Below are 26,925 nucleotides of genomic sequence, written 5' to 3'. Positions count from 1 at the left end.
TGCTGACGATGTGCGTGAGGTGCGCACCATCCCCAGCCCGTACCGATGCGGATGGGCCGCACTCTGACGGACCGGGTAGAGAGATAACGGTGCTGGCCGCCGCAGACTGCCGATCACGCGTGACCGACCGCAGGCGCCATGAGACATGACGAAAGGGCCGCGCCAGGCGCGACCCCCTCTCTTCAATCCTGCGCAGTCTTCTTAGCCGGGTCCGCAACCCGCATGACCGTCAGACCTTTCGCTTCCGCCTTTTGCCCGAGGTTCAGCGCGACCCCGTTGCCGCCGAAGAGTACAACCCCCGTCGCCGCGAACTTGTCGTCCAGCATTTCGTCGTTGCACTTGAACGGTGCCGCCCGCCCGTGCGCGGACCAGCGCGGATCAAAGCGCGCCTGTGCTATCCCGCGTGCCCGGGCCCACCGAGCCGCAATCATCTCCGCCCCGTGCTTGCCACCCTTGTGGCAGAGGAAGATCTCCTGGTTGCGGTTCTGCTTGATCCGGTCCCGCACCTTGTCGAGCGTGTTGAAGATCACATCGACATCGGTCCAGTCTGTAGCGCCTGAGACGATCAGGGGAACCCCCTCGACTTTCGACTTCGCGGCGGTTTCACGGTCGTGCTGCTCCAGGAGCTGCCGCGCCTCGAAGACCGCCCCGGTCTCTTGCGCCCGGACGCTCGCCCGCGACCCGGCCGCCGGGATGAAGGCGTGGCCCGTCTCGATCTCGTAGCATTCCGCCGCAGCCTCGCTCATCACCTCGATGGCGCTGACAATCTCGCGCAGCTGCAGAAAGCGCATCTGCGCCTCTTCGAGCGCGGTCTCGGCGATCTCCGATCCGTCGTGGGATTTTGCCAGAGCGCCGATCTTGTCGGCGGTGCGGTCGACCTCCTTGCTAAGCGCCACCTTGCGCCGCTGCAGGATCGTCGCGAGCCCATGGGCCAGCGGTTCGATTTCGGCTTCAAGCCCGGTATTGCGCAGCTGCCCGAGCAAAGCCTCGAAGCTTTCGCGGATGATGTGGTCGGTCAGGATGTGATCTTCCGGGATCGGCAGCTGCGCGTCCTTCTCGGTCAGTCCGAAAAGTTCGATGGTCTCGTAGGTGTTTGCGGTGTCGTAAGCCATGTCTGGTCTCCAGTATTCGGTTCCTAGGCCACCACGTGAGTGTGGGGGCATGGCCGAATGCCTGGTTTCCGAATCTGCACGGGTCAGGGACGGCGCAGCCGCCGGCTTGCCGGGCGCAAAAGTTTTCCGCGCGCAGCACCGGACGCATGCACGCCCTCACGCACGGGACCGCTCCGCGCCACGGGCGCCGCCCTCGCCGAAAAGTTTTGCGATCCTTGACGCGGGCTGATTTGGGGGCCATCCGGAGGATATGCTTCCGCACTCATGTGTGTGTGTTTTGACGGTAGGTTTGCCCGACCCGAGCAGGCAAACGGCCCGACCGGACGCGGAAGACGGATGGAGCGGCGGGATCGTTTTGGCCTCGGGCCAAAACAGACCAGAGCGCAATCCGGCGGAGCGGCCGGGGAGGGACGTGCTCGCGAGGCGGGCAAACCGGGATGCCAGGCGCGACGCCGCGGTGAGGCCGCATGGCCGAATGCGCGACGGACCGAAGGGCCGTTCTCCCCTGCGACACGCGCAGCCGAGCTGGGGAGGCCGCAAGGCTAGATCAAAGAAAAACTTGGCAACATTTGTCTTTTACCGGAGAGCGCGAACATATCAGTACCGCACGAGGCGCCGATTGACTTCTCTTATGGGAAGTCTGCATCTCGGATGATCACGAACCGCTTCGAGACCAGATTTTAGGAAGTCGGTCGAACAAACCTTGTGACGTTCCATCTCATCGAAAACCCACAAGACGCCGTGCATCGCGATTTCTTGGCGCTCGGCCTCAGCCCTGAGCGCACCGTCTCCGGTAAGGAGAACCCAATCCCTTCCAGCCGCCAGGCAAAATGCAAAGACATCTGGCGTCGACAACATAGATTTCGCCCGCTTCAGCTCTGTCGCACGTGCGGTTTCTTCTGGAGTGAGCTCTTCCACTCTCAGACCCAGATCGATCAGATCAGGACCCATCCAGTCGAGGAGTTCCGCTTCATAAAGAATATCTGGGACAACAAAATCATAGGGGAGATCAAAGAGCCTCGCCGTCAGCGAGGCTCTTTCAATGTCGATCAGGACGGAGGTATCAGAAACAAGAACTTGCACATGGGCACTATGCCATGTGGTCCAACCGTTCTTCCAGTTCTTTTACTCGTATTTCGAGAAGCTGAGCCGCGCGAGACAACCCAATCAATCCCTCGGAGAGGGCACGAAAACACAACCTTTGAAAACGGTCCGGTTCTTCTCGCTCCCAAGGAATGGAATTCGGCTCCTCGAACGGCTCATCCCGCCAACCTCGTTGCTTATAGACCTTAAACAGGCGCGCAAATGTTGCCTGGTTGATGATCTCCAAATCCTTGCATCGATACGTCAGCGCTTGAATGCTAACGCCAAACCGATCCTTCAGACTAATGAGCTCACCAATGCTTATGTCCGTTCTCCGGGCACCAATCTCCTGCCGAAGCACTTCTGCCGGAACGAGGAATGCGCCAGCAAATCGATTTGCCGCGCGTTCTGAATCGCACCCTTCGGCGACTTTAAGAACCATGTGGCCCAATTCGTGAGCTAAACTGAAGCGCTTCCGCTCAGACCAGGTCTTCTTCTTGATCATGATCACCCGCGCGGAGTGATGCTCTTTTCGACGGACTTTCGCCGCAAGCCCATCAACTCGATCAACGTCCAAAGACAACACCTTGATACCGTGCTCCTCTAAGAGTTCGGCAAGCATTGGAATCGGGTCGTGACCCAGCTGCCAGGAAGCACGCATGTTGCGAGCCGCGTCTTCGGCATCACGAACATCGGCCACCCAGTAGGGCGCTTCGTGCGGGGCATCCCATTCCTGACTCGAAAGATTCAGCAAGCTTTCGATAGCTAGATACTTTTCAACCATATTGAGCGTTTTGGCTTCGATCGTCGCGATCTCCTTGGCTGACGAGCTGGCTGACTTGCGAAACTCCACGCCCTCCAACTCAAGCTCGTCATCGCTGAGCAGGAAATCCACAGAAACGTCGAGTGCTCGGGCAAGACTTAGCAGCACGCCCGATCCGGGCATGTCTTCATTGCGCTCGTACTTGCCTATGGCTTGAGCGGATACCTTGTTCTCCATGGCATCGGAAAGTGCACGGAGCGAGAGGCCAGATGCCGCTCGGGCTCCTTTGAGTCGCTTGCCAATCATAACGTCCTCCCAGTGGATGGTTTACATTCCACCCATATTATTGATATTTTGTAAACTTCAACGCTTGAAAGCGCGGCAGATTGTCCCTAAATTGTAACACGAAGCCAAAGCGAAGGCAAATTTGTAAACCGCCAAGCCACCTGAAGAGGCGCTGAACAGGCAAAGAACCGAGGAAGCAGCCATGAACGCAACGTTTGCTGGCGACCTGCCAAAAGGAATTCAGAAGATCACGGCACTGCCGGATCCGAGTCTGGCAGAACTTTGGGACTCAATCATCGTCGAAGCCGAGATGAAGGAGCGCCTGCTTTCTCAAGCGGTGCTGAATTTCACAATGCGACCAAAGATGAGCCGAAGCGTGTTGCCACTCCATGGCGTCCTCCTGTTGGTTGGCGCACCCGGGACGGGCAAAACGTCGCTCGCGCGAGGGTTGGCCAACCGAACAGCGGCGGCTTTCAAGGGGGGAAACTTCCAACTGGTCGAGGTTGAAGCGCATGGCTTGACGAGTTCCGCCATGGGGAAAACGCAGCGGGCGGTTACTGACCTCTTCGCGCAGACACTTTCAGAACTTGCCAATGCAGGCCCGACGATTGTGCTGCTAGATGAAGTGGAAACACTTGCGGTCGACCGATCCAGACTCAGCCTCGATGCCAACCCTGTCGACATTCATCGAGCCACGGACGCTGTTCTGGTTCAGCTCGACCTGCTGGCAGAATCTCACAAGAACCTGCTGTTTGTGGCGACCAGTAACTACCCAGAAGCGGTGGACGATGCCTTCGTTTCCCGATGCGATCTGGTGCTTGAAGTACCCCTTCCCGGAAAGGAAGCCTGCAAGACCATATTGCGGGAGTGCCTGTTGGGGCTAAGCAGCACCTATCCTGAGATTGAAGGGCTGACTAGGGACCGTGGCTTCGATACCTGTGCTGGCGAATTCGTCGGCCTTGACGGAAGGACTATCCGAAAAACCGTTGCAAATGCGCTCGCCTCAAACACTCAGGTGGCACTGAACCCCGGCTCGGTAACACTGTCACAGTTGGCAGCAGCCGCGAAATCAGCCCAAACCAACAAAAAAGCAAATCGGGGGAAGTGATGGCTACTGTAACCCGCAGAACACTCCGAAGCTCTCCGCATCGCGACGCATTGGCAACATGGGCCGCCATCAGCGACTTGCTCACCCGTACAAATACCGGAGCGCAGCAAGAGCTCAGCAGTATCGCTGGCATTGCAAGCAGCATAATCGCGGACAAAGCCTGCGAAAACTCACCAATCATTGTCAGCTGTGAAGGGCCGCAGACGCGCATCTACTGCCTTTACGATGACGATGCGATCGACGGGTCGGACGCGAACGAAGACGTGCTCGGGTTTGACCCGCTGAAAGGTGATTGGTCGATTTCACTGCCATGTGAACCCGATGATCTCGGTTGGGTCCAATCTGCGCTGCAACAGAAGAGCAACCGCATCACAGCACGCGACAGAACCGAAACCAAAAAGCAAGACACAGCGAACAACTCGCAAGGTGCTACGCTCGAAATTGATCTCGAGGGGTTGTTGAAACCATGACAACAGTCATCACGTATTCCCGCACCCAGTCTGTCACCTATGTGGCCGATAACATCCTCAAGAGCCTCAAAGACATTATCCGTCTGAGTGGCATGGATCCAACAAATTTCGTGAACGACACGGAAATCAACATGCGCGGAATCAAGGCATGGTTGGAGAGCGAAGACCTCCAGAAGATCACACTCGAGATATACGATCCGGCAACCAATGGACTGATCCTGCGTTGGGATATCGACGTGAACTACAGTTGGTCTGCTGGAGATGGAAACTTCTGGACGGACACCGATCAGCTTCGTTGGGCAATTCGCAAAGCGGGAGTTGCGCCGGCAAGCGCCAAGTATGACCTCCTGCTACGTACAAAGCCGGGACGACCTGATGTCCCGGGTTGGTACCGGACCACCGCCCGATCTACAGACGGTATGGTTCGCCAAAGCCTTGGCTCCACCATCGAACACAACGGTCTGGGAGCGACGGCAGCGTATTGGAGGCAGGCATCATGATTTCACTCCCGGACGCATTCAAAAAGTTCAAGAGCCGAATGGAGTTGAACGAAAGAGAGCAGCAGAACGCATCCAAGCGGCAGAAGGAAGTTCGCGAGCATCTGGACAATGCCTTTCAGATCGACCGTAGCTTTTTGACAGGAAGCTACGCCCGCTGGACCAAGTCCAAACCACTCAAGGATGTCGATATCTTCTTCGTTCTTGGAAAGGACGAGGACCACTATCGAGACAAACATCCTGACAAGATACTGACCGCATTCTACAATACGTTGGTTGACGTTTATGGAAGCAGCGCCGTCAAAAAACAGGGACGCTCTGTGGGTGTGGACTTTGGTGTCGTCGTCGATTCCGACGACAACACAGATTACCGGGTTGTAAGTGTGGATGCAGTGCCCGCATTTGCAAAGGGCGACGACTACGAGATCCCGAACAACACAACCGGGAAGTGGATGGGAACAAATCCCGAAATCCATGCACAGAAGGCTGTTTCGGCCCACCAAGCTTATGGCAATGAGTGGAAGGGCCTGGTGCGCATGGTGAAGTACTGGAACCAAAACAGCCGCCACGGAGAAAAACCTATCAAGCCATCCTTTCTGATCGAGGTCATGGCGATGGAATGCCTCCATGGTGGATGGGGTGGTTCACATGACCGCGAAATCCAAGCGTTCTTCGCTACGCTACGCGACCGAATTCACGAGGATTGGCCAGATCCGGCCGGGCTCGGCTCTCCTGTTAGCGATCGAATGGACGCAGCGATGGTGAAGCGCGCCCAGACAATTCTGGATCAGGCAAACCGCGACATCGCTGCCGCAATCCACTTGGCGCGCCAAGGCAAGAACGGAGACGCCCTGAAAGCGTGGCGCGCTTTCTTCGGACCAAAATTTCCGCTGTCTTAGAAAGAAGAAACAATGGCTGAATGGTCGCTATCACAACTTTTATCATCGTTGCACGAGGATATTCAGCATCGGCTGTCAACGGCGCGGAAGTCGTTCAAGCATCCCGGTACAAAAGGGGACGCAAGCGAAGCGATTTGGATCGATATGCTCGCACAGTACATCCCTGAGAGATATCAGGTTGCAAGTGCTCATGTCGTCGATAGTACAGGGAATTTCAGCGATCAGATTGATGCTGTCGTTTTTGACCGCCAATACTCGCCTTTCATTTTCACGTACGAAAACCAACTCATTGTCCCGGCTGAGAGCGTTTATGCTGTCTTCGAGGCGAAGCAGACGGCAGACGCCAGTCTTGTCAAATACGCACAAGACAAGGTTGCATCAGTGCGAAGACTGCATCGGACCAGCCTACCAATCCCGCATGCTGGCGGCGTCTACCCACCAAAACAACTCATTCCCATCATCGGCGGGCTTTTGACTTTCGAGAGCGAGTGGAAACCTCCCTTGGGGGCATCGTTCGAAAAGGTCCTCGACGGAGGTGAAAATGATAGAAGGCTGGACATCGGCTGTGTCGCTTCTCATGGGCATTTTCTGTTCGACGAGGAAGGCGGGTATGACCTTGTTGAGGGATCGAAACCAGCAACGGCCTTCTTGTTTGCGCTGATCTCACGCCTCCAGTTCAGCGGCACGGTACCAATGATTGATATTGACGCTTACGGAGATTGGCTGACCAAATAGTAGCCGCAAAGTTCGTTTTCGTATTGCTATGCCGTCCAACGCCGAAAGATCCTGCTCATAGAGTAGAGCGATCTTAGACCCAAACAAACACGGAAAAAGGGGAACCGTGATCCCACGGTTCCCCTTTGGGTTCAGATCGTCTCACCCTCGCGCGCCGACTAGGCGACCAAGGAGAGCCCCGCGCCCGCGTCCTGCGGCTGCTCACCGCTGTCGATGAACGGGATGATCGAGAAGGTCTGCCCGCCGCGCTGTTCTTCGTTCTGCACGGCGTTGACGCGCAGGTCGCCATCGGGCGTGTTGATGAGGAGCGAAACATAGTCGTTCCCGGTCCGGTTGCTCTTCGCCATCCAGGCCGAACCCACACGGATCGGGTAGCCGCGCGGCGAGCTGACCTCGATCCGGTAGTCGGGGTGGGTCTCCTCGGTTTTGTAGCCGTTCTCGATCAGCATGAACTCTAGATCGAACATCATGTTGGCGATGTAGCCGTTGAAGGCGTTGTCGGCGTCCACAGCGGTGAGCTCGCCCGAGATCGAGCCGGATTTCATCAGGCCGTTCGAGACCAGCGGGATGATCTCGAATGCGCCGCTCTGGGCCGCGCGCGCCTCTTTCGTCTGCACCGCGTTGACCCGGAAGGGACCGAGGCCGACATCGATCTGCATCGAGATGTAGGGATTGCCACTGGTGTTGCCGGTCTCGTTCCAGGCCGTGCCGATGCGCACCTTGCGGCCTGATTTGTTGACTGCTGTCACGTCAAAATCCGGGCTGCGTTCGGACATCTTGGCCCGCGCCTCCAACTGGATGGCGATGTCAAAGCGCGCCGAGTGGATCATGCCGGTGTACTGAGCGGCTGCGGTCTCGACATTGCGGGTGAGGGTTCCTGCGAACATGGGATGGTTCCTTTTGGATTGGCCGGTGTCTGACGTCCTTGCCAGCGCAACCGGGATTGCTTTCTCGACCCCTCCTGGGATCACAAACCAGAAAGCCTGCTTTCCTTTCAGCCCCGCCCACGGGTCAGAGCTGCCGTCCGAGTGGGAAGGCCCCCGCGCCTCCGGGTGCTAAGCCCCTCCCCTGCCCCTGTTATCTTGATTGACCGCCCGGATATTCCGCGCCGTCCTCCGATCGCGCGATGAAGAACTCCGCCTCTTCCCCGTTCAACCCGTGCCCGCCCCGGTCGGTCAGACCGATGCAGCTACCATTCGGCACATAGGTGATGAGGTACTGACCGAGCCGGTCCTTGTGGACAACGTAGCCGGTATTGGCCCAATGTACGGTCTGGCCGGCATCAACGGCGGCCTTGATTTCATCGAGTGTCATGCGAACCTCCTTACGAAGAATGGTGGGTAAACGACGCAAGAAGCCCGATCGTCCGACCGGGCTTCCATGCAGCATTCGTTTGGCAAACGACCGAGAGCTGCCAGGCACCTTGCGTGGCTTGCGTCGCTTGCGCCGCCAGCCAATCTTTCAGACCAAGAACCGTTCTTCCGGCGGCGACTTCAGATGCCCAGGCGACCCTTGGGTCGCCGCAGGGCTCATCGCCGGAATGCCGGTCGATGTGGCCATTGGCCATCCATGGCTCAGGCTGTATCCGTCGCAGCCAGTCCGCCATGCTCGGGATGCGGCCCTGGCAGTCTTCACGGACATGCTGCTCGCCGATCCAGCGCACGGGGATGTCCCGACCCGCGCTATTGGTCAGGGTCAGGCCGAAGACACGTTCAGCATCGAACAGACCTTGGGTATGGTGGCGCAAGGCCCGGTGCGTGAAGAGCGCGAGGTGCTCTTTCGAGGCATCGAACCAGTCATGTATGGACTGATAGTCAGACGGCACCCCGCCGAATTTCCGGGCAGAGCTTTCAGCATGATGAAGCGGATGGGCCATCTCAAAGACCCTCGACATAGCTGTGCGAACATTCGACATAGCGGTCCGCGTGATCGAGGGTGATGCTGTCTAGTGCTATGTCCCAGGTCAGCGTGCCGTAGCCGCCCTCGTTATTTTCGAACCCCGGGTGATGGTGATAGGCGAGCGACCAGGCGAAATCGCCAATCTCTGTGGCAAGCGCCTCCGGCAGTCGGACCTCTGCAGGCTGAACCTTCACATTCTCGACATTGCCGGAGTCGCCATAGCCTTCGTATTCGGCAGTCACCTCGCTGATGCCAAGCGCGCGCAATTGCGCGATCAGTTCCGCTCGGGTTGCCTTCAAGGTGGTTTCGCGCTCTGCACGCCACTGAGCCGCCATTGCGGCATAATCGATCTGGGGATTGGTCATGGGTCTGTCCTCTTATCTGAATTTGGGGGGCCGGGCGTGGCATTGGTCAGCGCACGGCCGGAAAGCGCAGACCGGCCAAATCCCGATCCGCGACGCCCGACCCAAAGCCCGCTTTGACTTTTCAGGCGGCTTGTTCTGCCGCTTTGGTGGTTCCCTGCCCAACGATCCGGGCCAGAATGCGGCCCGTGTCGATCCCGTCCCCATGCGGCAGGAACACCCGTAGCTGGAAGGCGATGATCTCGGTGAAGCAGCCGAGGGCCTTGAGGCCATCAATCATGCCCCTGTCCACGCCGCCCAACTCAAGGCGCATCTCGCCTGCGACCCGGCGACGGGTCAGGGTCAGACCCCGGCCCAGATCCACAGGTACGGTGGTGCCGAGGGCGGCGGTCAGCATATCCTCCGGTGTTTGGGGATTGGAGACGAGGAAGCGGGCGCGCAGCGCGGCCGCCCCTTCCTCACTCAGCGTGCGCCCGATCATGGCGGTCGCCCCGTCCGGCGTGACGCGGTAGATACGCTCATTGGTGGTCGGAATGTCCTTCCAGATCGGCAGCAGCAGCCCAGTCAGCAGGTAAAGCTTGGTCGTGGTGGTTTTTGGCAGGGATGCAGCCTCGGCATCCCAAAGTCCTGCAAACTCGGGCCTGCTGATCTCTTCCCAGGCCGAGGACTCGAACCGCGCCTCTTCGAGATAGCTCGACCCGTTTGGCCGCACCAACTTGCGCATCAGCGTAACGATGTCCGCATCATACATCTGCATGGGCCGCGCCGAGATGAGCGCCGCGCGACCGGAGGCGCGATTAACCATCGCCAGCTTGTCGGGATTGCGCGATATGGCGTCATCCGCCGACAGCACGTGGACCGGGTCCGTCACCTCGAGCCCGATGATCCGCGTCACGGCGCCAGATTTCGGGCAGGTCCAGAGATCCTCTGTGGAGACCTGTTCGATCTTTTCGCCGCGCAGGGTTTCCACGCCGAGATCGAGCGTGCCCGCCGCGCGCGCCCGTTCCGTCTGATCAGCGATCCGGCGCATGAACTCGGCAAAGAGCGCGTTCTGCATGTGGATGGGAAGGGCAAGCACCCGGTTGAGAAACCGCTGGATCGGCGGCAGCTCTTCAAGGAGCACCCCGTCCTTGTCGATCAGCCGCAGGGCCGTCCAGTCGGTGAAGCTCTCGTAGCTCATCGCCTCGGCCCGCCCGGCGGCAAGATCGGCGAAATACCCACGTAGTGCGGCCCGCGCGATCGGGCTTTCGAGATTGTCCTCCTCGCGGAACATGCCTTGCGAGCCGGTTTCGCGCTGGCCCTTGGTCAAGGCCCCCAGCTGGTCGAGGCGCTTGGCTATAGTCGAGGTGAAGCGCTTCTCGCCATGCACATCCGAGGTGCAGACCCGGAAGAAGGGCGCGCTGACCTGGGCAGAGCGATGCGTGCGGCCCAGCCCCTGGATGGCCGCATCCGCGCGCCAGCCGGGCTCCAGCAGGTAGTGCCGCCGCCGTTTCTGGTTCTTCGCCGTTTGCGCCGCGTGATAGGACCGGCCCGTGCCGCCCGCATCGGAGAAGATCAGGATATCCTTCTCGCCGTCCATGAAGGCTTGGGTCTCCGACGAATTGCTGCTGGCGGAGCGCTTCTCGATGAAAAGATGACCATCCTCGGCTTTGAGAGGCCGGATAGACCGGCCCGTGACCTCGGCGACAGCCTCGTCCCCCAATGCCCAGAGAATCTGATCCAGCGCCGAGGGGATCGGGGCCAGCGTCATCAATTCCATCATGGCCGCGTCGCGCAGGGCGAGCGCCTCGCGCGAGACAACCAGCGCCCCGGTCTCATCCCGCAAAGGTTCCGCCACCATATTGCCGTCGATCTCGACCAACTTTTGCGCATGGATCGGGAAAGCCTGCTCGAGGTAGCCGAGAACATAGTCACGAGGCGTCAAGGCCCCCTCAACGAGTTCATCCTCCGGGTCCATCGCCTCAAGTCGGCGTTTCAGCAGGCTCTCACCCGTCGAGACGACCTGGATGACGCAAGCCTTGCCCGCCGCCACGTCTTCCCCGATGGCGCGGATGATGCTCGGGGCCTTCATGCCCATCAGGAGATGGTTGAAGAAGCGCTGCTTGGTGCTTTCAAACCGGGACTTGGCCGAGGCGCGTGCGGCCGACGCATTGGTCTCGCCAGAGGCGTCATTGACGCCAGTCGCTGTCAGCGCCGCTTCGAGATTGTGGTGGATGGTGCGGAAGGCACCCGCATAGGCGTCGTAGATCTCGATCTGGGCCGCGGTCAGCGCGTGTTCGAGCACGTCATATTCCACGCCATCGAAGCTGAGGGCACGGGCCGTGTAGAGCCCGAGCGTCTTGAGATCGCGCGCAACCACCTCCATGGCCGCCACGCCGCCCGCCTCCATGGCCGAGACAAAGCTCTCTCGGCTTGGAAAGGGGTATTCGGGGCCCTGCCCCCAGAGCCCCAGTCGCGCGGCATAGGCGAGGTTGTGGACGCTCGTGGCGCCCGTGGCCGAGATGTAGAAGACGCGGGCGCGTGGTGCCGCAAGTTGCAGCCGCAGGCCTGCAAGGCCCTGCTGCGAGGGTTTGACCCCCCTGCCCTGCTCGGAGCCTGCGGCGTTCTGCATGGCATGGGCCTCGTCAAAGGCCAGCACGCCCTCAAACCCCTCGCCCATCCAGTCGAAGATTTGGCTCAGTCGCGTGGTGCCGCATTTGCCCGCGGACCGCAGCGTGGCGTAGGTCACGAAGAGGATGCCACAGGTCACGGCGATGGGCTGGTCCGGTTTCCATTTGGAGAGCGGCTGGATGTCGGCGGGCGAACCGCCCAGATCGGTCCAGTCGCGGATCGCGTCCTCGATGAGCGTGGCGGATTTGGAGACCCAGATCGCCTTTCTGCGCCCGGCCAGCCAGTTGACAAGGATGAGGCCCGCGCATTCGCGGCCCTTGCCGCAACCGGTGCCGTCGCCGAGGAAATAGCCAAGGCGATAGGCCCGTGCATCCGGGTCATCATCGGCGCGCGTCAGCTTGGTTTGGTCGTCATCAATCGTAAACCGACCGGGCAGATCGCGCCCATGGACATCATGCGCCATGATGATGGTCTCGAGCTGCGCCTCGGAGAGATGTCCTTCCTCGATCAGTCGCGCGGGCAGGCGCAATTCCGAACTGGCGGCACATGAGGGCACCGGCGGCGCGACAGAGGCCATGGCGATGCTTTCGACCAAGGGCGTGGGATGTTCTTGCGCACCCGCGATCTCGATCCGCTGCGGGCGGTAGCGCGCATAGATGTCCGAGACGGGCGTGTTGTCGCGCGGGACATCGAAGCTTGTGAAGCTGAGCGGGATGGCAGCATTGGCGCGGGGTTTGGAGGCGGCGACTGTGGCAACTGGGCGCTTGCGCGCGACAAGTACTGGACAGACCGATCGCGCATGAGGGTTTGTCGCCGCCCGGCGGGCGGGACGCGTCTCAGGCCGGCTTGCGGCCACAGCGTCGACAAAAGGAAGGGCTTCCTCCAGATCCTGAACCGCGGCGCGGATCATCTCGCCATCCTCCTGCACCTTGTCGAAGATCATGAGCTGGGTTTCGACAGAAGTGCCGAGCTTGCGGTAGACCTGCCCCGGCATCGTCAGCGCCAATCGCGGCGTCATGAGACCGCAGGCGCGCGACCAATGCGCGGCGTCGCGTTTGGGCGTGAATCCCGGCGGCATGATCGCCACCATCCGCCCACCGGGTGCGAGGCGCTTGGCAGCGGCGATGAGATGCTTGGCGGCGATGTGCTTGTCGTGGGAGCGATCTACCGAGGAGGCGAAGGGCGGGTTCATCACCACGACGCCGGGCAGAACCGGCGTCTGCAGCAGATCGTCGATATGCTCGCCGTCGTGACCCGTCACCTCGCCGCCGAAGACCGCGCGCAGGAGGCGCTGGCGAAAGGGGTCGATTTCATTGAGCAAAAGCGTGGCACCGGCCCGGGCGGCGAAAGCAGCCAGGGCACCGGTGCCCGCCGAAGGCTCCAGCACGGTCTCGGCCTTGCGGATCGCCGCCGCGCGAACCGCCATGGCCGCGAAAGGCAGTGGCGTGGAAAACTGCTGCAGCCGGATCTGCTGCTCGGAGCGGCGGGTTTCCGTCAGCAGCCGTGAGGCAAGCAGTTTTGCGGCGAAGTAATCATCCTCACTGCTGTCGCCACGTAGCAGCGCCTGCACAGCCGCCGCCTGCATCATGTCATAGGCCTTCCGCCAGTCCCAGGCGCCTCCGGCATCGCTGCCATGAAACGCCTCGCGCATGATGCGCGCGAGCGCTGAGCTGCGTAGGGGCTGGTGGTCGATCTCCGCGCCGACTTGCGCCAGCGCAGAGGCGAGATGACCGTCGGAGGTTGAGAGAGCCGGGCTTGCCGGATTGGGCTTGGACATGGGATTTTCCTTTGGATCAGGGTCTGAGTTCCAAAGGACAAAAAGCCCGCTTTGACTTTTCAGGATGACTGGGTCAGGCCACACTGACCTTCCAAAGCGTGCTCAGGGCTTGGATTGGCCCTGGCGCTTCGCATCAATCAGGTCCTGCGCGGCCTGCATTACCTGAACCTGTGAAGTCCCGCCGCGTGCATCCTCAAGCGCGGCCTGTACCTTCACGCGAAACCACGCGTCATAAGCATTCGCTTCAGCAGCCACGGAAATGCTCCTCGAGACCGAAGTGCGGCTGTTCCTTACCCGTTGGGTCCATTGCGCTTTCTCCGACTATGCGATGGGTTGATGCTACATCACCCACAATGGTGCCGTAAACGTCAAGGCCGTAAGGTTCACAGCTAACCGGGCCACCTACCGATCGGGCGCCGCTTCAAGGGACGTCTCGAACCGCTTGTACGCCGCCGCAGCTTCTTCCAAGAGCGCGTCGAAATTGTCAGGTGGATTGCCATCTTCCAGCATCCCTTTGAACGTCGCATAAGCATCTGTCTTGCTGCCGTAGGCGCGCAGGGTCTTGTCGTCGTTCACCCATGCCACCACGATGACCTTCGCATCGCTGTTGAACCGGTAGAACAACCGATACTGCTGGAAGAATTTCGCCCGGAACCAGTGTTTGCGGTGATCGCCGAGTGTACTGCCTTGCCGGAACGCCGCGGCACCCGGATCCGCCGGTATGGCCTCGGTCACCAGCTTGAAGATGGCGGCCAGCCGTTTCGTCGGGTTTTTCTTGCGCCAGGTCTTTGGATCGCGTGCCTTACGCGCTTCAACCTCCTCAATCAGCCCTTCGAGCTGGTCCAGAAAGAGCGGATGCGCATAAATCGACCATCCGTTTACGACAAGGGGCGCTTTGGCGGGCACGCTATCGCCGGTCATTCATCCTCGGGCGATAGCGGCGCATCGAGATCGACCTCAACCTCTCCGACCAGTGCTGCAAGACGGTCATGCAAAGCCCCATCAAACGCCCGAATGCGATCCGGATGCGCCTTGATATCGGCCTCGACAAAATCGAGAAAGGCGCCGAGCGCGGGATCTTCCTCGTCGCTGCGCACGGGCTCGATATAGACCCTGCCACTCGGCTCGGTGCAGTAGCGAATCTGGTCGCCCTTGCCCAACTTGAGCTGTTTGCGCACACCCGCCGGCACGGTCGTCTGATACCGATCCGTGAGCTTCGAGACATCTTGTGCGAGGACTGTCATGGCAGTCTCCTAAAAGAAAAGGGTCTTTGCTACCCGCGACAGGTAATGCATTTGCATTGTCTTGTCAAGACAAGCCGCAGGATCTGCTGTCGCCGGGCAGGTCGATCAACGGTTCGGCGCAGGACCTAATTTCGCCCCGCGAGATACTCCGCCAGCACCGGGCTAGCAGAACCCTTCGCGGAGCTGAGCAGCTCCGAGCCCGCAAGCGAGGCTTTCGAAAGCCGTACGAGTCCACCGGTTTCCTCGATGCGGTAGCAGCGGCGCTTTTGCTGCCCCCTCTTGTAGTGCGTCGCGGTGACGATCTGGCAGGTGCTGCCATCGGTGAGCGTCACCGGTGCTGCGAGCTTGATCTTGTCGCCTTCCTCGTAGTCCGGGATCGCAGCCCAATCCCGGCAGCGCTGACGCCAGTCCTTGGCGTAGCTGTCCGGGTCTTTCAGGTCGGAGAGGAGATCGATCAGCCCAAGGGGCGCGCGCGACGCGTTCGGGCCAGCGCTTTCCTCCATGTCCTTGTAGCCCCAGCAGCCGTCATCGTATCGGGTGAGGAAGACAGCCCCGAACGTGATGGAGCCATCAACATCGGTCACATAGGTCGCGTCTTCGACAGCGGTGCCGTCGAGATTGGTGACCCTTGCCGCCGCATACCAGGTGGAGCCGACCTTGCAGGCCTTGATCAGTTCGGTTCTGCGCCTGTCGCCTTCGAAGGTACAAAGCCTGGTAATCTCCGCTTTCTCATCCGCGTAGGTTTTGACGCGGCCGTCGGTGTAGAAGAGCCAACCCATTTCAGAGTCCTTTCTCTCGTAGGGAAAATTGTTGTCGCCAATGTCCCGAGAGGGCCGCAGGCCCGGCAGGGTATTGGCGATGCTTGTTTGAGAAAGGGCGCGTTAAGCCGCCCTCCGGTCATCGAGTTCCATCAGCGCATCGAGCGGCACGCGGTAGGACTGCATGGCGTCGAAATCCTCGCAATTGCCGCAGTTCTGCACGATCGCGAAGGTGTCGCAGGCATCCTTGAGGATGACACGGAAGGTACCGCCGAGGCCCGAGGGCACTTCGTAGGTCCCGCCGATGAGATAGTCCGAAGCCCGGCGCACGAAGACGCGGATGCTGTGGCCATCGGTGGCGAGCCGGATGGCCCCCCGCCCCCGGTCGATGAGCACCTGCACGTCATCCAGGATGTCGGTGTAGAACTGGCCGGTCAGATCGCGGAACGCCATGCGGCGCTGCGCCATCCAGTCGGTATCCCGAAACGGGTTCATGCCGTCGGCGAAGGCAAAGGACGGATCGGCCTGTTCGGTGGTGACGATGCGGGTGGTCGTGCCATCGATGCCGTTCGAGCGCAGATGCACACCATTGCCGACGATGAGGATCAGGGCGGGCCTGTCCACGGGCCCGTTCCAGTTGGGCAGGAAGGTTTTGCAGGCGCGCGCATGCGCGATCTGCGCCGCAACTGCGGAGGCAGAGAACTTGAGAATAGCCATGGGGATGTCTTTCCGTTGGGTGTGGGAGGGTCGACCCGCGCAGGAAATGCCTCGCGCGGGTCGTATGATGGCTCAGGCCGCTTGCGCGACCTCGCCGTCAGGGTCCGGGGTGTCCGCAGTGAGCTCCACCTCATCACAGGCGACACCGGCCGTCTGCATCATCGGCGGGCACCAGGCGGCCACGGCAGCGCGCTGCGCGTCCGTGAGCGTGGCGAAGGGCTCGGCGAAAAGCTTGTCACAAAAGGCGACGATCTCCTTTTTGCTCGACGAGGCCAGCGTCACCGCCTCTTGGGCCAGGCCCAGATCCTCGCCGAGGATCTTCAGGAGCCAGGCTTTCTTGAAGCGGTTGAAGAGTGCAGCATTCGGCGTCCAGTGGGCGCGGATGTCGGGCATGATCTCGATCTCGAACGCATGCATCAGGTTGTCTCGCTGCCGATCCCGCGCGAAGCAGGACTGCGTGGTGCTGGCGGTTGCAAAGGCGACGAGCTTGGCCTTCTCCCCTGCCTCCAGCGCGCGAAACGCCGCGAACTGATCGGCGGGCGCGCGGGTGTCATCGAGCCAGGACAGATCAAGCGCATCATGTGCCGCCGCCACCTGCTCGAGCGAGGTCTCGTCGATCTCGTCCATCTTGGCATGGCTGCGGTATTCCTTGCGGGCATCGATCTTGATCGCCTGCGTGACACTCATGCCGCTGGCCAGAACGTCACTGACCAGCTTGAAGAGCGTCAGATCGAGCGTGGCTTCCGGATGCAGCGCCATCGCGGCCCCAAGCGCCATGGCTCGCTCGGTCTTGAGATCCTCGGCCAGTGAGGCTGGATAAGTGATTTCGCCGGCGTCCGGGGCCTCCTCCCCGGTCGGGTTGGCCGAGGTGCCGCGCGCGCCCTCCTCTTTGACGGTGTCCTCGGGGCGCACGAGGCCCACATGGAGCGTGATCTGCCCGCCCGACCACGACGCGATCACCCCAGACCGCGCGAGGTCCTCGGCACTGTAGGCCTCCTGCAGGTCGCGGGCTTCCTCTTCCAGAGCGTCCACACGGTCGTAAAGCGCGTTGTAGGCACCGTCCTCGAGCCCCTCATTCTCCATCTCGAGCTGCAATTTCTCAAGCTCGGCGGTGATCTCATCGATGCGCTTCTGGGCAGCCTCATCCGGCTCGTTGGGGCCGGGATAGACGCGGCCGTAGTCGGCCATGGTCGCGTAATCATAGCGGACCATCGCATCGGCCCAGGCAAAGCCCAGCTTTATGCGAGCCTCTTCGGCGGCGGCACCGAGCTTCTCGAGCAAAATGGTCTCGACCAGCGCCGCATCCTCAAGCACGGAATGCTCTTCCAGAAGGTCAGCCGCGACAGCACCGCCACGCGCCTCGTAGTCTTCGCGCACGAAAGCCCCGATGTCGTCGCTGACCTGCACGCCGCGGGATTTGAGGGCCTGACGGACGGTATAGGCCTGCAGATAGCCACCGTCCTTGGTGAGCGCCTCGAAGACCTCGCACTGCGCCTCCTGGCTCGGGTGCTCGGCAAAGGCCTTCATCGTATCGAGCGTGATCACCTTGCCCCGGGCTGCGGCGCGGATGTCGGGGTGGATCAGGCCATAGCGCAACCGGCCTTTCACGGCCGCCACCGTGGTGCCGAAGGTCTTTGCGATGGTCTCGGGCGTCTGGCCGTCGACCTCCATCATCCGGGCGAAAGCCTCGAACTCGTCGATGGCATTCATCGGTGCCTGGGTGATGTTCTCGGCGAGCGACAGCGCCGTGGTGACGTCGCAGTCCTCAGGGACAAGGCGGCAGTCCACCTTGGTCTTCGCTGTGAACCCCTTGGTGGCCTTGTCGGCAACCAGCTCCTTCAGGGCTGCATGGCGCCGGCCACCGGCGAGGACAGCATATTTGCCGTCGATCTTCTGGACCAGGAGAGGCTGGAGCAGGCCCAGCACAGCGATGCTGGCCTTCAGATGCGCGATGTTCTCGGGGTCATAAGTTTCCGGCGCGTTGCTGCGTACATTGGCGGGATGCGGGACGAGATCGCCGATAGCAACGGTAAGGGGAGCAAAGCTTGTGGTCATGGGATATCCTTCCAGGAGGGTGAGGTGTGGCCCGCGCGCTCACGCGCGTGACCAATCCCCGGCTTCAGGGATCACAACGACAAAAGGCCCACTTTCCCTTTGAGGGGTCAGTGGGCCTTCATCGCCTGGGGTGTCAGGAGGGGGTGTCCCCTGCCCTTCTACCAGTCGCGCGCCAGCATGATGGTCAGCATGCGCATGGTGGTGGCAGGATTGTCCGGGGTCTCAGCCCCGTAGCGGAAATCCGAGTCTGCTTCATAGAGATCGATTTTCCAGAACACGGTTTCGCCGCGGACCTCGACCGCCCCGAAATCGTGCCAGCCTTCTGGGTCATTTTCAGGCTCGAACGTGGCAAACTCGCCGGTCGCCTTCACCGCCTCGGCCATGAAGCCGTCACCGGCCTCCATAAGCGAGCGGGTCACATGCATCCGGCCCTGGATAGGCTGCGCGGGCGGCACCCCGAGGCATGCGAGCTTGCGAAACGCGTCGTTCTGCGCCGCGATCACACTCGGATCAGGGCTGTCTGTCTGGGATTGAGCGGTGCTGGTCATGGGGCTGTCCTTTGAGAAGTTGAAACACCCTTCCCGAAGCCCGCTTTTCCTTTTCCGCCCGGCGGATGAATCGAGGCCGAAGGCGCCCTACCCTAACAGCCCTTTGGGTCGGTAATTCGGGTTGGGGATGGTCTCGACCCAGCCACCCTGTTCCTTGATGGTCTCGAGCGCTGCCGAGAGTGGATAGGCACCCTCGGACGCGCTCCACCAATAGGCACTGCGCTTGAAGGTGATAATCTTGCGGCGGCCACCTTCAGAGCAGGCCACTCGCAGCGTCTTGGGTTCCTTGCGTGACATGGGCGTCTCCGTTCTCCCTGTGGTCAGGCGGCCTCGGCGTCCGCCCCTGCCCTCCCCGCCTCCGACCGTGCGATCAGGTAGTCGCAGGCGCGCTGCGCGTCAGCGGCGTGCTTGAAGATGGCGCCCTTGTCCGAGCGCAGAACGCGCAGCCAATTGTAGAGGTAAGCGGCATTCATCTCGAGCGTATGGGCCGTAAAGCCGAGCGTCTGGCCAAGGAACACCGAGGTCAGCTCGGCGACGATCTCCTCACGGGCATAGGCCGTGTTGCCGAAGCGCGAGAGGCCGTAGTCGCGGTTCAGCCGATGGCGCGCCTTGGTGGCATGGGCGAGCTCATGCGCCCAGACCCCGTAGAAATTCCGCGGGTTCTCGAAACGCGCGATCGACGGCATGAACACCTTGTCCACGGGCGGCAGGTAGTATGCTTCCGTCCCCGTGAAAACGGTCGTGATGTCGATGGCGTCGAAAAACGTCTGCATGTGGGGGATGGGCTCGGACGGCGGATGTTCGGGTGCCGGCTCCGGATCTGGGAAGAAACTGTCGGGCAGGCCCTCGATCTGGCAGGCATTGAACACGCGGTAGGATTTCTGGAAGCGGAAGATGCGGGCCTCCTCGGAAAGATCATCGTTCTCCCTGTGCTCATCCTCATCGCCGGCGTCTTTCCGGCTTTGACCGTAGTAGACAACGACAGAGGATTTTTCGCCTTTACGCACCTTTGCATCCAAAGCATTGGCCTGCGGAAGCGTCATCCAGAAAGGCGAGCTATGGCCCGCCATTACCGTTCGCATGGTGAGCAGGAAGTTGTTAACGCCCTGGTACGGCTCTCCTCCAACGCGCAGAGGACGCGAGCTGCCACCTGCCGTCCAGGGTTTGCGCCACGGCAGGACGCCGCGCTCGATGATGCGGATGATTTCGTTTGTGATGACCTCGGAAGCATCGAATTTGGGCGTGCGGGATCGGGCCATGGCTGGCGTCCTTTCGAGTTTTGGTGAAGGGGAATGGGGATCAGATTGACCGACGGGGCCGCGGATCGTTGGTGATGCTGGCACCGAGCTTTACGACCATGTCGATGTAGGTGGTCAGCGAGACGGACCTGCCAGGACCGCAAGGGTCAGGGTCGACAGATCCGTCCTGCGCCACCCGCGGCAGGTTCGCAAAGGCGATGACATCGGTGACGGGTCGGAGATCGATGAAGGGCGTCCCTCGTGCGACCGCAAGAGCGGCCAACGGAAAGCGCTCGATCGGCGCGAAACTCGAGACGGTGGTCCAGCCGAGATGGAGGAACGTCCCACCCTCCCCGCAGATCACATGCGCGTTTGGCAATGACGCCGCCTGCTTCAGATAGCCGAGATCACGCAGGACGATCTGGCGTTCGAGCCGTTGTGCCAGCGCCGTCTGGCCAGTTCCGCGCAGCTCTCTATGCCGCCACCAAGAGGCTGCGGTTGCGCGGAGCACGCGCAAGACACCTGTTTGCATGGGAATGCCCTTCATCAGGAACGGCAGACCGGAACCCGGCCCGGACCCATCTGAGGGACCCCAAAGGCCCTCATCCGTCAGTCACAAAACCCGAAGAACACTTTTACTTTCTACGGGTAAGGACTCGGTTCTTGGCAAAACCATTGAGTCCTCACCACAGGACACAATGCCGGCACGTCTACCGAAGCTCTTAATTTGGATCAGCAGAGCCAGTTGGGGATGAAAGATCGGCAATGAGCATCGGCAGTATCTCGCATAAGGTTCGATATTATTTATATACATCATATAGTTATACGATCCTCCAGATCGGCAGAGAATATCTCTACAGGCCTGCTTAAAGCTGCGAACGCGTGGTATTTCTCAATCTTGCCCGATCATGCGGCCTGCCCGTTGAGCCTGCCATAAAAGCTGCGCTCAAGATGCAGCTCCCCTGCCACAGATTTCTCGACCATGCCGCGCAGATATCCGCCAGGCGAGGCAACCTCGCCCGAGCTGTGCTTCTCGAAAACAAGCGCAAACGCGGCCGTGGCAACCTGAGTTCCCATTCGGTCCTGCGCCACGTTCCAAGCATGCTCCGAAATCCCGATCATCGGCCTGAGTTGCCCGGCAACCCGATGTAGATCGTCCCAATCCTTCAGGAAACCGCCCATATTACGCGCCCAGAACGCGAACTCTGGACAGGCCTGCATGATTGTTGGCAGGTCAAGCGCGGTTCGCTTCTTGCGCACCTCTGCAACCCAGTCTTCCAGTTCCCCATCAACCCGCTCCTCGGGTCGTGCATTGGGCACGACATCCGCCGCTTCCTCTTTTTCAGAGGAATTACCAATTACAGGAATAAGTTGATTTGTAATTAGTATATGAGGTTCAGAAATGACCTCCCTGGGGTTCATTTCTTGAGTCTTCTTCACAACTTGGGCGTCATTTTTGCCGGTGTTTTCCACAGGGTTTATCGCACCAGTCGCCTTGAGATAGGCCGCCTCGACTCGTTCCTGAAGTTCCTTGAACCACGCCAGCAGTCGCTCCAGTTGTTCAGAGGCTTGATGGCGGCGCGGAAGTCGGTCCAGAAGCTCCTCGAAGAGACCCGTGAATTGCGTCCAGGGCCCGCGCAACGCGCCGCTTACCGCCGCCTCGATCCGCGCGCGGATCATCCGGCGCGCAACCGTGATCTGACGCTTCAAGCGCTGGCAGAGCTCGCGCTCGGCCTGCAACTCGGCCTGCAGATCTTCAAACTCCTCGACTCGAGCCGAAAGCGGCGACAGATCGAAGCCGTAGGCCTCGACGATACGCCCCTCAGCGTCTCTGCGGCCCCACCGTTTGCCATTCGGGCTATCCTGGAAAGAGATCACACCGATCTCTGCCAGACGCCGCGCATGACGCTTGAGTGCCGACAGAGAGAAGCCGGTTTGCTCCATCAGATAGGCGTTCGAGGCCCAGACTATTGGGCGCTGCCCCTCCTCCCAGTCCTGAGCCTGAGTGAAGGCCCCCAGGGTATCGAGGAGCATCATGTCGCCAGCCTTCAGGCCGATATGGGCCCCAACGCGTTTGAGCGCGACAAATGCTCGTGTTTTAGGTACTGCTACCTGTTCACCGGCTTGGGCAAGCTGCTCAGCAACCCCAAGACCCGGTGTCGGCTTGCGCCAACCTGTATGTTTCATGCTTGTATCTCACCTCCGGTTATGTGGAGGCAAAAGAAAGCCGTTCGCTCAGAAGCGTTCGTCGTTGACAGTGAATCCTGTGAGACTTATCTTGAAGGCGACCAAACCATTAAGATCAGCTCTCAGGCCACACCGCTTGGGGGCTTTTCTTTTGCCGTTAATTCACTTGTCGTTCCTTTTTTGCTCCTTGCCTCATCGTTCCGAAGAACATCTCACCAACGCTGTCTTCAGTCGGTGTCCTTCTCCGTGTCTTCGACGTTCAAATAGCTTGCGACTAAGTCTCCAAGCTTTTCGAGACGCTCTTGGTCAATCGGCACTCCTGCAACCTTGATTGATAGGTTTCCATCGACGGAAGTGACCGAAAGATTTCGGTTGCCCACCTTGCGCTTTACGGTGAGTTTTTGGGGCTTTGTCTTTGGTTTTGGCTTGGCTTTGTTCGTTCTCTCCAAGCTCGCTAAGGCACCCTGTAAATCGCGAAAGCTCATGTCGTAGACGTTCTTGAACGTGTTCAAGATTTGATCCTGCGCAGCGAAAACGGACCGTGCTCGCGAGACTAGGCTCTCATGCACACCAATTTTCTTGGCGAAGGCCACAGCTGTCAGTTTCTCTTCGCCAGAAGCCAGCGTCTCATACATTTCACCAATCGAAACCAATCGCTCAAAAGGGCTGAGATTCTCGCGCTCCTCATTCTCGCGAAACCGCAGAAACAACATCTCAAACTTGCTGTTCTCAGCGTTTCGCGCGTCAGGCGGGGCAAGGATTGCACGAAGGGGTACACCGAGCTCTGACGCGGCGGCCAGTCGGCGGCGTCCTGTCAGCATCACGAATGGAACCCCCGCGATATTCGACGGGTCCAACGGATCCGGCTGCCAATCCGGATCCTCCGGCCACACTAGAATGGGCGTGTCCTGCCCGTTCGATGCGATGCTGTTTACCAAAGACCTGAAGGCTTCCTGGGACATCCAGTCTTGTCGGCGGTCGGTTCCCATCGGATCGGAGATTTGATCTGGCGACAGGCTTATCTCGTGGCGACCGTTGAGGATATCCAAACAGAGCTCTGCTCTGCTTCGCTCTACTGCAGCTTGCGACTGCGCAAGCGCTCCTGATTTCCAGGCACTGCCGGCTCCCTTGAAAGGAGTCGAAACAGCATCACTCGATTCTGTCCTGCCTTCGGAACCGCTAGCACGTTCCTTGTTTGTATCGAGATTGGTAGCCTTGGTGACCAGCGACCTTGGAATACTGCGTTTCATGCTTCACCCTCGCCGTCATCTTCATAGAATTCGTCCATCCAAGTATTGGCGTAGCCACGTTCGAGTCCTGGCCAGAGTCGCGATATTATGGCGTCGTTCACGGCATCGGCATTCGTGATGAACCGGTTGATCCCCTTGCGCTTTCCTGGCGTGTCCGGCTCGTATTCGTATACGGACTGATAGACGTCCGACGCGTTCGAGATCGCGTCGGAACGCAGATAAAACACGGGCAGAATCTCCGTGGGGCAATGTTCTAACAGGTTTCCGATGTGGTTAAGATCCTGGGCATTGGACCGTTGAACGATCGTTGGCAACAGCATGTTCGCACCGGTTCCGATCTCGATCCTTTCATGGGCCAGGATGTGCTGAAGCATCCCAAGCAGGCCAGTCACAAAGGTCGACAACGTCGCGATGTCAAACCCCTTCATGGTTTGCGGTATGACCAGCGAAGTCGACGCAATCACGTTATTCAACTGGAACAGTGTGAGCGCGGGTTGATAGTCGATGATGATGACATCCAGCGTCTCCGTTAGTGCGGTGTCGAGCCGCTCCTGGTCGACCTTGCCGTCGACTACCAATTCGTTGGGTAACGTTTTCGGTGGGTGGCCCGCTTTCCAGCGGTCGATGGCATCGCGTAGGTAGCGGTAAAAGCTCTTCCCTGCGGGGGCTTCGCGGACAAGCCGCGCAATCTGGATCTCACCCTCGGATGTTTCGCCGTGAGCTGGAAGCAGGCGCAGGCCTGGCCAGGAGGTCTTGAGAAGGAAGCTGTCGAGCGTTTGCGCATCGTGGTCGGTATATGGCGCGTCTTCCGACTGAAAGAGTCCAGCAAAGTCCACCATGGAGGCGGTGTTTTCGTCGGGCATTTGGGGAAGGCCCTCTCCCCCGACGAAGTAGAGCGTTATTGTACTTTGCGGGTCAGCATCCATGACACCGACACGCATGCCGTAGTGCAAGCTGAGATACTGGGCAAAATGCGCAGCGCTCAGACTTTTGGCGGTGCCGCCTTTCTGGCTTGCAAACGAGATGACGGGCAAAGGTGCGTCAGGCTTCCGCCAGGCCAGGTAGTCGTACGGCCGCTTTGCCGAGGCTGCCAGAAGGGCCCGCATGTGCATCAATTCTGAAAGCGTGAAAACACGCTCTCTTCCAACATATTCTCCTGCGGGAAAGTCATCGCTCGAATTGGCGAACTTGGTCAGATACTGAATACTCACATTGAGAAACCTAGCGCACTGGCGCATGGACCAGGTTCGCTTGATGCGCTGACGCAAGGTGAGTTCCTTGTTCACTGCCACCATCGTGCGCTCAAGCCCACGTGACAGATCCGTCAAAAACTGCTCTAAACTACCGCTCATTTATAAGCCCTGACTTCGGTTGGGTCCGAGTTCGACTCGATTCTGTTCCGATGGTAGCATGGTTCTGAGCAAAAGATAAAGATACCACGCGCCTATCGGTTTCAGGCGCTTATTTTGAGGCTCAGTGGCTCCAGAAACTCCAATCTTGAACGCGTTCAAGATTGGAGTTTAAGTCGGCTGACCAGAGCGAAGTCGATCAACCATGCATGTTTCACGCCGCGTCTTTCGGACCCCAGGAGATGACCGTCCTAGTTGGTGGCTTTGCCCATGTTTGCGTTGAAGCCGTGATCACAGATGCTCACCGTGAAGTAGCCAGCGCCGGTCTCCCCTTTCTGAATCTTCTAGATGCCGCCGCACTCGGTCAGCTTGCCTCACGGGGAGCGTCCGGCGACGCGTTGCGCGAAGGCCGTCCTGTTCGACCTCGCGACGGGTTCGATGGTAATTTCCAGGTCGGAGGTCAAGATGGAGATTGAGCCGAAGCCTTTGGCGGTTTCGTTGTCGGCGCTTGTGAAACTGATGCAGCCCGAAGGGTAGCTGCGCGGTTGACCAAGGCCTGACCACGCTGGATGCGAAGCGCCGCATAGAAGGGTAGGGGAGGAAGATGGGCCACAGCCGTTGTAGACGGGGCGGCCGCTCCGATGTGCATTCCATGCAACCGGTACGCACCGGGAGACCTGCGGGGACCGGAAGAAATGCCACAGGGAAATGCGCGGCGTCCTTAAAACTGAACAAAACAAGTAGACCCCTTACTCTCGTGCACGCGCGCAACAAGCGTTGCGCTATAGTGCTCTCAACAGCCCGATCCCTTGCTCAAGAGGCATTGCACGAACGCCTTCGGCCACGGGGACGTCATGCTCTCCGGCGTAGATCAACAGCTTCCGGCTGGCCTTGATGTCTTCCGCGCCCACATAGAACCCGCGCGAGACCTTTGGCGCAGTCGTGCGCTTGATCTCAACGGCCCAGATGTCGCCCCCAGGCAGGCGAAGGACCAAGTCAAGTTCAGCACCGGCAGAAGTGCGATAGAAGAAGGGTTCAGTGCCGGTTGGTGCAGCGGCAAGAAGGGCCTCGATACAGAACCCCTCCCAACTGCCGCCAACGACGGGGTGCCCGAGCAAGCCCTCGATTGTCCCAATGCTTAACAGGGCATGCACGACCCCGCTGTCGCGGACATAAACCTTTGGCGATTTCACCAAACGCTTGCCGACATTCTCATGCCAGGGCTGCAGTCGCCGCACCAGCATGAGATCAACGAGCAGATCGAGGTAGCGTCCAATCGTTTGGCCGGAGACGCCCAGCCCCTCGGCGAGGGCTGCAGCGTTCAATAGACCACCTTGCACATGCGCAAGCATTGTCCAGAAGCGCCGCAAGGTTGCGGCTGGAATACGCGGTCCGAGGGCAGGGATGTCACGTTCCAGATATGTACGCAGAAAATCCAGACGCCAATCCATGCTGGCTTGATCGCTTGAAGCCATGAAGCTGTCAGGAAAGCCACCACGCAGCCAGAGCGCATTCAACTGATCAGCCCCCACCTCGGTAAGCTGTAGAGGGGGCATTTCGATATACCTGACACGTCCAGCAAGGGATTCTGCCGACTGTTGGAGTAGGACGTTGGAGGCTGATCCCAAGAGCAGAAACTGGCCCGCTCGAAAACCGGCCCGCCTGCGCTGGTCGATCTGACCACGCAGGCTCTTGAAGAGGCCAGGCATCTGCTGCACCTCATCGAGGATGACGAGTTTTCCCGCCTGTTCATCCAGATATAGATCCGGTTCGGTCAGGATCTGCCTGTCCGCATCTCGTTCTAGATCAAGGTATACCGATGGTTGCTCCGAAGCGATGTCTAGAGCGAGCGTGGTTTTCCCAACTTGCCGGGGGCCGAGGAGGACAACAGCAGCTTGGCTCTCGAGCGCGGATTGCACAAAGTGATGAGTTTGGCGCTTATACATACCTTGCAATTACTCCGCACGATGGAAGATTTG

General features: G+C 59.8%; 26 protein-coding genes and 1 pseudogene. 5 read left to right on the top strand and 22 right to left on the bottom strand.

What is annotated here, in order from left to right; genetic code table 11:
• Window positions 1-182: 182 nt before the first annotated feature.
• The 3 genes from LOM8899_RS19790 to LOM8899_RS19780 form a co-directional block, all read right to left on the bottom strand.
• On the bottom strand, window positions 183-1,112 hold the full coding sequence (locus LOM8899_RS19790) for a DUF2493 domain-containing protein (RefSeq protein WP_093993982.1): 930 nt from the start codon (window positions 1,110-1,112) through the stop codon (window positions 183-185).
• A gap of 597 nt (window positions 1,113-1,709) precedes the next feature.
• Entirely contained in the window at window positions 1,710-2,195 is a 486-nt protein-coding gene (locus LOM8899_RS19785) for a PIN domain-containing protein (RefSeq protein WP_093993981.1), read from the bottom strand.
• Window positions 2,196-2,202: 7 nt separating this feature from the next.
• The gene (locus LOM8899_RS19780) at window positions 2,203-3,264 is read right to left on the bottom strand and encodes a helix-turn-helix domain-containing protein (RefSeq protein ID WP_093993980.1); all 1,062 of its coding nucleotides are present in this window, start codon (window positions 3,262-3,264) and stop codon (window positions 2,203-2,205) included.
• Between the two features lie 181 nt (window positions 3,265-3,445).
• On the opposite strand from LOM8899_RS19780, the gene LOM8899_RS19775 reads away from it, so the two are divergent.
• The 5 genes from LOM8899_RS19775 to LOM8899_RS19755 are packed head-to-tail and all read left to right on the top strand — an operon-like array spanning window position 3,446 to window position 6,952.
• Window positions 3,446-4,351, top strand: coding sequence for an AAA family ATPase (locus tag LOM8899_RS19775; protein ID WP_093993979.1), 906 nt, complete (start codon window positions 3,446-3,448; stop codon window positions 4,349-4,351).
• A complete protein-coding gene (locus LOM8899_RS19770; protein ID WP_093993978.1) occupies window positions 4,351-4,821 on the top strand; it encodes a CBASS system Cap8 protein in 471 nt (156 codons plus the stop codon). Before LOM8899_RS19775 ends, LOM8899_RS19770 begins: the two co-directional genes overlap by 1 nt.
• Entirely contained in the window at window positions 4,818-5,321 is a 504-nt protein-coding gene (locus LOM8899_RS19765; protein ID WP_093993977.1) for an HORMA domain containing protein, read from the top strand. Before LOM8899_RS19770 ends, LOM8899_RS19765 begins: the two co-directional genes overlap by 4 nt.
• Window positions 5,318-6,217 (top strand): CBASS oligonucleotide cyclase, encoded by a 900-nt coding sequence (locus tag LOM8899_RS19760; protein ID WP_093993976.1) that lies wholly within the window; start codon window positions 5,318-5,320, stop codon window positions 6,215-6,217. Before LOM8899_RS19765 ends, LOM8899_RS19760 begins: the two co-directional genes overlap by 4 nt.
• 12 nt (window positions 6,218-6,229) lie before the next feature.
• On the top strand, window positions 6,230-6,952 hold the full coding sequence (locus tag LOM8899_RS19755; protein WP_093993975.1) for a DUF6602 domain-containing protein: 723 nt from the start codon (window positions 6,230-6,232) through the stop codon (window positions 6,950-6,952).
• A 158-nt stretch (window positions 6,953-7,110) separates the two neighbouring features.
• On the opposite strand, the gene LOM8899_RS19750 is transcribed toward LOM8899_RS19755, so the two are convergent.
• The 19 genes and pseudogenes from LOM8899_RS19750 to LOM8899_RS19655 form a co-directional block, all read right to left on the bottom strand.
• Window positions 7,111-7,839: a DUF736 family protein gene (locus LOM8899_RS19750; RefSeq protein ID WP_093993974.1), complete on the bottom strand. Its 729-nt coding sequence runs from the start codon at window positions 7,837-7,839 to the stop codon at window positions 7,111-7,113.
• A gap of 124 nt (window positions 7,840-7,963) precedes the next feature.
• Window positions 7,964-8,266, bottom strand: a pseudogene (locus LOM8899_RS19745) (hypothetical protein).
• A gap of 10 nt (window positions 8,267-8,276) precedes the next feature.
• Window positions 8,277-8,828: a DUF6915 family protein gene (locus tag LOM8899_RS19740; protein ID WP_245820638.1), complete on the bottom strand. Its 552-nt coding sequence runs from the start codon at window positions 8,826-8,828 to the stop codon at window positions 8,277-8,279.
• A gap of 1 nt (window position 8,829) precedes the next feature.
• Window positions 8,830-9,216: a DUF6878 family protein gene (locus LOM8899_RS19735; RefSeq protein WP_093993973.1), complete on the bottom strand. Its 387-nt coding sequence runs from the start codon at window positions 9,214-9,216 to the stop codon at window positions 8,830-8,832.
• 121 nt (window positions 9,217-9,337) lie between these two features.
• Window positions 9,338-13,600, bottom strand: a complete 4,263-nt coding sequence (locus LOM8899_RS19730; RefSeq protein ID WP_093993972.1) for a strawberry notch family protein — start codon at window positions 13,598-13,600, stop codon at window positions 9,338-9,340.
• Between the two features lie 102 nt (window positions 13,601-13,702).
• A complete protein-coding gene (locus LOM8899_RS19725; protein ID WP_093993971.1) occupies window positions 13,703-13,855 on the bottom strand; it encodes an antitoxin PaaA2 family protein in 153 nt (50 codons plus the stop codon).
• A 147-nt stretch (window positions 13,856-14,002) separates the two neighbouring features.
• Window positions 14,003-14,521 (bottom strand): type II toxin-antitoxin system YhaV family toxin, encoded by a 519-nt coding sequence (locus LOM8899_RS19720; protein ID WP_093993970.1) that lies wholly within the window; start codon window positions 14,519-14,521, stop codon window positions 14,003-14,005.
• Window positions 14,518-14,844: a type II toxin-antitoxin system PrlF family antitoxin gene (locus LOM8899_RS19715; protein WP_093993969.1), complete on the bottom strand. Its 327-nt coding sequence runs from the start codon at window positions 14,842-14,844 to the stop codon at window positions 14,518-14,520. Before LOM8899_RS19715 ends, LOM8899_RS19720 begins: the two co-directional genes overlap by 4 nt.
• Before the next feature lie 125 nt (window positions 14,845-14,969).
• Window positions 14,970-15,623 (bottom strand): DUF6927 domain-containing protein, encoded by a 654-nt coding sequence (locus LOM8899_RS19710; protein ID WP_093993968.1) that lies wholly within the window; start codon window positions 15,621-15,623, stop codon window positions 14,970-14,972.
• A gap of 102 nt (window positions 15,624-15,725) precedes the next feature.
• Window positions 15,726-16,319 (bottom strand): hypothetical protein, encoded by a 594-nt coding sequence (locus LOM8899_RS19705; RefSeq protein WP_037930853.1) that lies wholly within the window; start codon window positions 16,317-16,319, stop codon window positions 15,726-15,728.
• 72 nt (window positions 16,320-16,391) lie between these two features.
• Window positions 16,392-18,374, bottom strand: a complete 1,983-nt coding sequence (locus LOM8899_RS19700; RefSeq protein ID WP_093993967.1) for a ParB/RepB/Spo0J family partition protein — start codon at window positions 18,372-18,374, stop codon at window positions 16,392-16,394.
• A gap of 158 nt (window positions 18,375-18,532) precedes the next feature.
• Window positions 18,533-18,922: a DUF3768 domain-containing protein gene (locus LOM8899_RS19695; protein ID WP_093993966.1), complete on the bottom strand. Its 390-nt coding sequence runs from the start codon at window positions 18,920-18,922 to the stop codon at window positions 18,533-18,535.
• A gap of 87 nt (window positions 18,923-19,009) precedes the next feature.
• Window positions 19,010-19,219, bottom strand: a complete 210-nt coding sequence (locus LOM8899_RS19690; RefSeq protein WP_093993965.1) for a DUF6330 family protein — start codon at window positions 19,217-19,219, stop codon at window positions 19,010-19,012.
• A gap of 23 nt (window positions 19,220-19,242) precedes the next feature.
• The gene (locus LOM8899_RS19685; protein ID WP_093993964.1) at window positions 19,243-20,181 is read right to left on the bottom strand and encodes an ArdC family protein; all 939 of its coding nucleotides are present in this window, start codon (window positions 20,179-20,181) and stop codon (window positions 19,243-19,245) included.
• Between the two features lie 40 nt (window positions 20,182-20,221).
• Entirely contained in the window at window positions 20,222-20,707 is a 486-nt protein-coding gene (locus LOM8899_RS19680; protein ID WP_093993963.1) for a hypothetical protein, read from the bottom strand.
• 359 nt (window positions 20,708-21,066) lie between these two features.
• Window positions 21,067-22,347, bottom strand: a complete 1,281-nt coding sequence (gene repC, locus LOM8899_RS19675) for a plasmid replication protein RepC (protein WP_093993962.1) — start codon at window positions 22,345-22,347, stop codon at window positions 21,067-21,069.
• Window positions 22,348-22,574: 227 nt separating this feature from the next.
• Window positions 22,575-23,597 carry a ParB N-terminal domain-containing protein gene (locus tag LOM8899_RS19670; protein WP_093993961.1) on the bottom strand — a complete coding sequence of 341 codons (1,023 nt, stop codon included), beginning with the start codon at window positions 23,595-23,597 and terminating at the stop codon, window positions 22,575-22,577.
• On the bottom strand, window positions 23,594-24,949 hold the full coding sequence (locus tag LOM8899_RS19665; RefSeq protein WP_211096233.1) for a ParA family protein: 1,356 nt from the start codon (window positions 24,947-24,949) through the stop codon (window positions 23,594-23,596). The genes LOM8899_RS19670 and LOM8899_RS19665 overlap by 4 nt, the downstream gene beginning before the upstream one ends.
• A gap of 779 nt (window positions 24,950-25,728) precedes the next feature.
• Complete coding sequence (locus tag LOM8899_RS19655; protein WP_012187061.1) at window positions 25,729-26,892, bottom strand: ATP-binding protein; 1,164 nt, start codon at window positions 26,890-26,892, stop codon at window positions 25,729-25,731.
• Between the last annotated feature and the right edge of the window lie 33 nt (window positions 26,893-26,925).

This window comes from Flavimaricola marinus (assembly GCF_900184895.1).
Classification (GTDB): Bacteria; Pseudomonadota; Alphaproteobacteria; order Rhodobacterales; family Rhodobacteraceae; genus Flavimaricola; species Flavimaricola marinus.
Note: the sequence above shows the minus strand (reverse complement) of the source record. Positions and strands in the feature narration are given on the sequence as shown.

Coding starts and splice junctions, on each gene's coding strand:
- LOM8899_RS19695 (WP_093993966.1), bottom strand. CDS start 18,922: ATGACCAGCACCGCTCAATCCCAGACAGACAGCCCTGATCCGAGTGTG.
- LOM8899_RS19750 (WP_093993974.1), bottom strand. CDS start 7,839: ATGTTCGCAGGAACCCTCACCCGCAATGTCGAGACCGCAGCCGCTCAG.
- LOM8899_RS19680 (WP_093993963.1), bottom strand. CDS start 20,707: ATGAAGGGCATTCCCATGCAAACAGGTGTCTTGCGCGTGCTCCGCGCA.
- LOM8899_RS19700 (WP_093993967.1), bottom strand. CDS start 18,374: ATGACCACAAGCTTTGCTCCCCTTACCGTTGCTATCGGCGATCTCGTC.
- LOM8899_RS19670 (WP_093993961.1), bottom strand. CDS start 23,597: ATGAAACGCAGTATTCCAAGGTCGCTGGTCACCAAGGCTACCAATCTC.
- LOM8899_RS19755 (WP_093993975.1), top strand. CDS start 6,230: ATGGCTGAATGGTCGCTATCACAACTTTTATCATCGTTGCACGAGGAT.
- LOM8899_RS19715 (WP_093993969.1), bottom strand. CDS start 14,844: ATGACAGTCCTCGCACAAGATGTCTCGAAGCTCACGGATCGGTATCAG.
- LOM8899_RS19720 (WP_093993970.1), bottom strand. CDS start 14,521: ATGACCGGCGATAGCGTGCCCGCCAAAGCGCCCCTTGTCGTAAACGGA.
- LOM8899_RS19790 (WP_093993982.1), bottom strand. CDS start 1,112: ATGGCTTACGACACCGCAAACACCTACGAGACCATCGAACTTTTCGGA.
- LOM8899_RS19710 (WP_093993968.1), bottom strand. CDS start 15,623: ATGGGTTGGCTCTTCTACACCGACGGCCGCGTCAAAACCTACGCGGAT.
- LOM8899_RS19735 (WP_093993973.1), bottom strand. CDS start 9,216: ATGACCAATCCCCAGATCGATTATGCCGCAATGGCGGCTCAGTGGCGT.
- LOM8899_RS19775 (WP_093993979.1), top strand. CDS start 3,446: ATGAACGCAACGTTTGCTGGCGACCTGCCAAAAGGAATTCAGAAGATC.
- LOM8899_RS19690 (WP_093993965.1), bottom strand. CDS start 19,219: ATGTCACGCAAGGAACCCAAGACGCTGCGAGTGGCCTGCTCTGAAGGT.
- LOM8899_RS19760 (WP_093993976.1), top strand. CDS start 5,318: ATGATTTCACTCCCGGACGCATTCAAAAAGTTCAAGAGCCGAATGGAG.
- LOM8899_RS19655 (WP_012187061.1), bottom strand. CDS start 26,892: ATGTATAAGCGCCAAACTCATCACTTTGTGCAATCCGCGCTCGAGAGC.
- LOM8899_RS19705 (WP_037930853.1), bottom strand. CDS start 16,319: ATGGCTATTCTCAAGTTCTCTGCCTCCGCAGTTGCGGCGCAGATCGCG.
- LOM8899_RS19665 (WP_211096233.1), bottom strand. CDS start 24,949: ATGAGCGGTAGTTTAGAGCAGTTTTTGACGGATCTGTCACGTGGGCTT.
- LOM8899_RS19730 (WP_093993972.1), bottom strand. CDS start 13,600: ATGTCCAAGCCCAATCCGGCAAGCCCGGCTCTCTCAACCTCCGACGGT.
- LOM8899_RS19770 (WP_093993978.1), top strand. CDS start 4,351: ATGGCTACTGTAACCCGCAGAACACTCCGAAGCTCTCCGCATCGCGAC.
- LOM8899_RS19740 (WP_245820638.1), bottom strand. CDS start 8,828: ATGGCCCATCCGCTTCATCATGCTGAAAGCTCTGCCCGGAAATTCGGC.
- repC (WP_093993962.1), bottom strand. CDS start 22,347: ATGAAACATACAGGTTGGCGCAAGCCGACACCGGGTCTTGGGGTTGCT.
- LOM8899_RS19685 (WP_093993964.1), bottom strand. CDS start 20,181: ATGGCCCGATCCCGCACGCCCAAATTCGATGCTTCCGAGGTCATCACA.
- LOM8899_RS19780 (WP_093993980.1), bottom strand. CDS start 3,264: ATGATTGGCAAGCGACTCAAAGGAGCCCGAGCGGCATCTGGCCTCTCG.
- LOM8899_RS19765 (WP_093993977.1), top strand. CDS start 4,818: ATGACAACAGTCATCACGTATTCCCGCACCCAGTCTGTCACCTATGTG.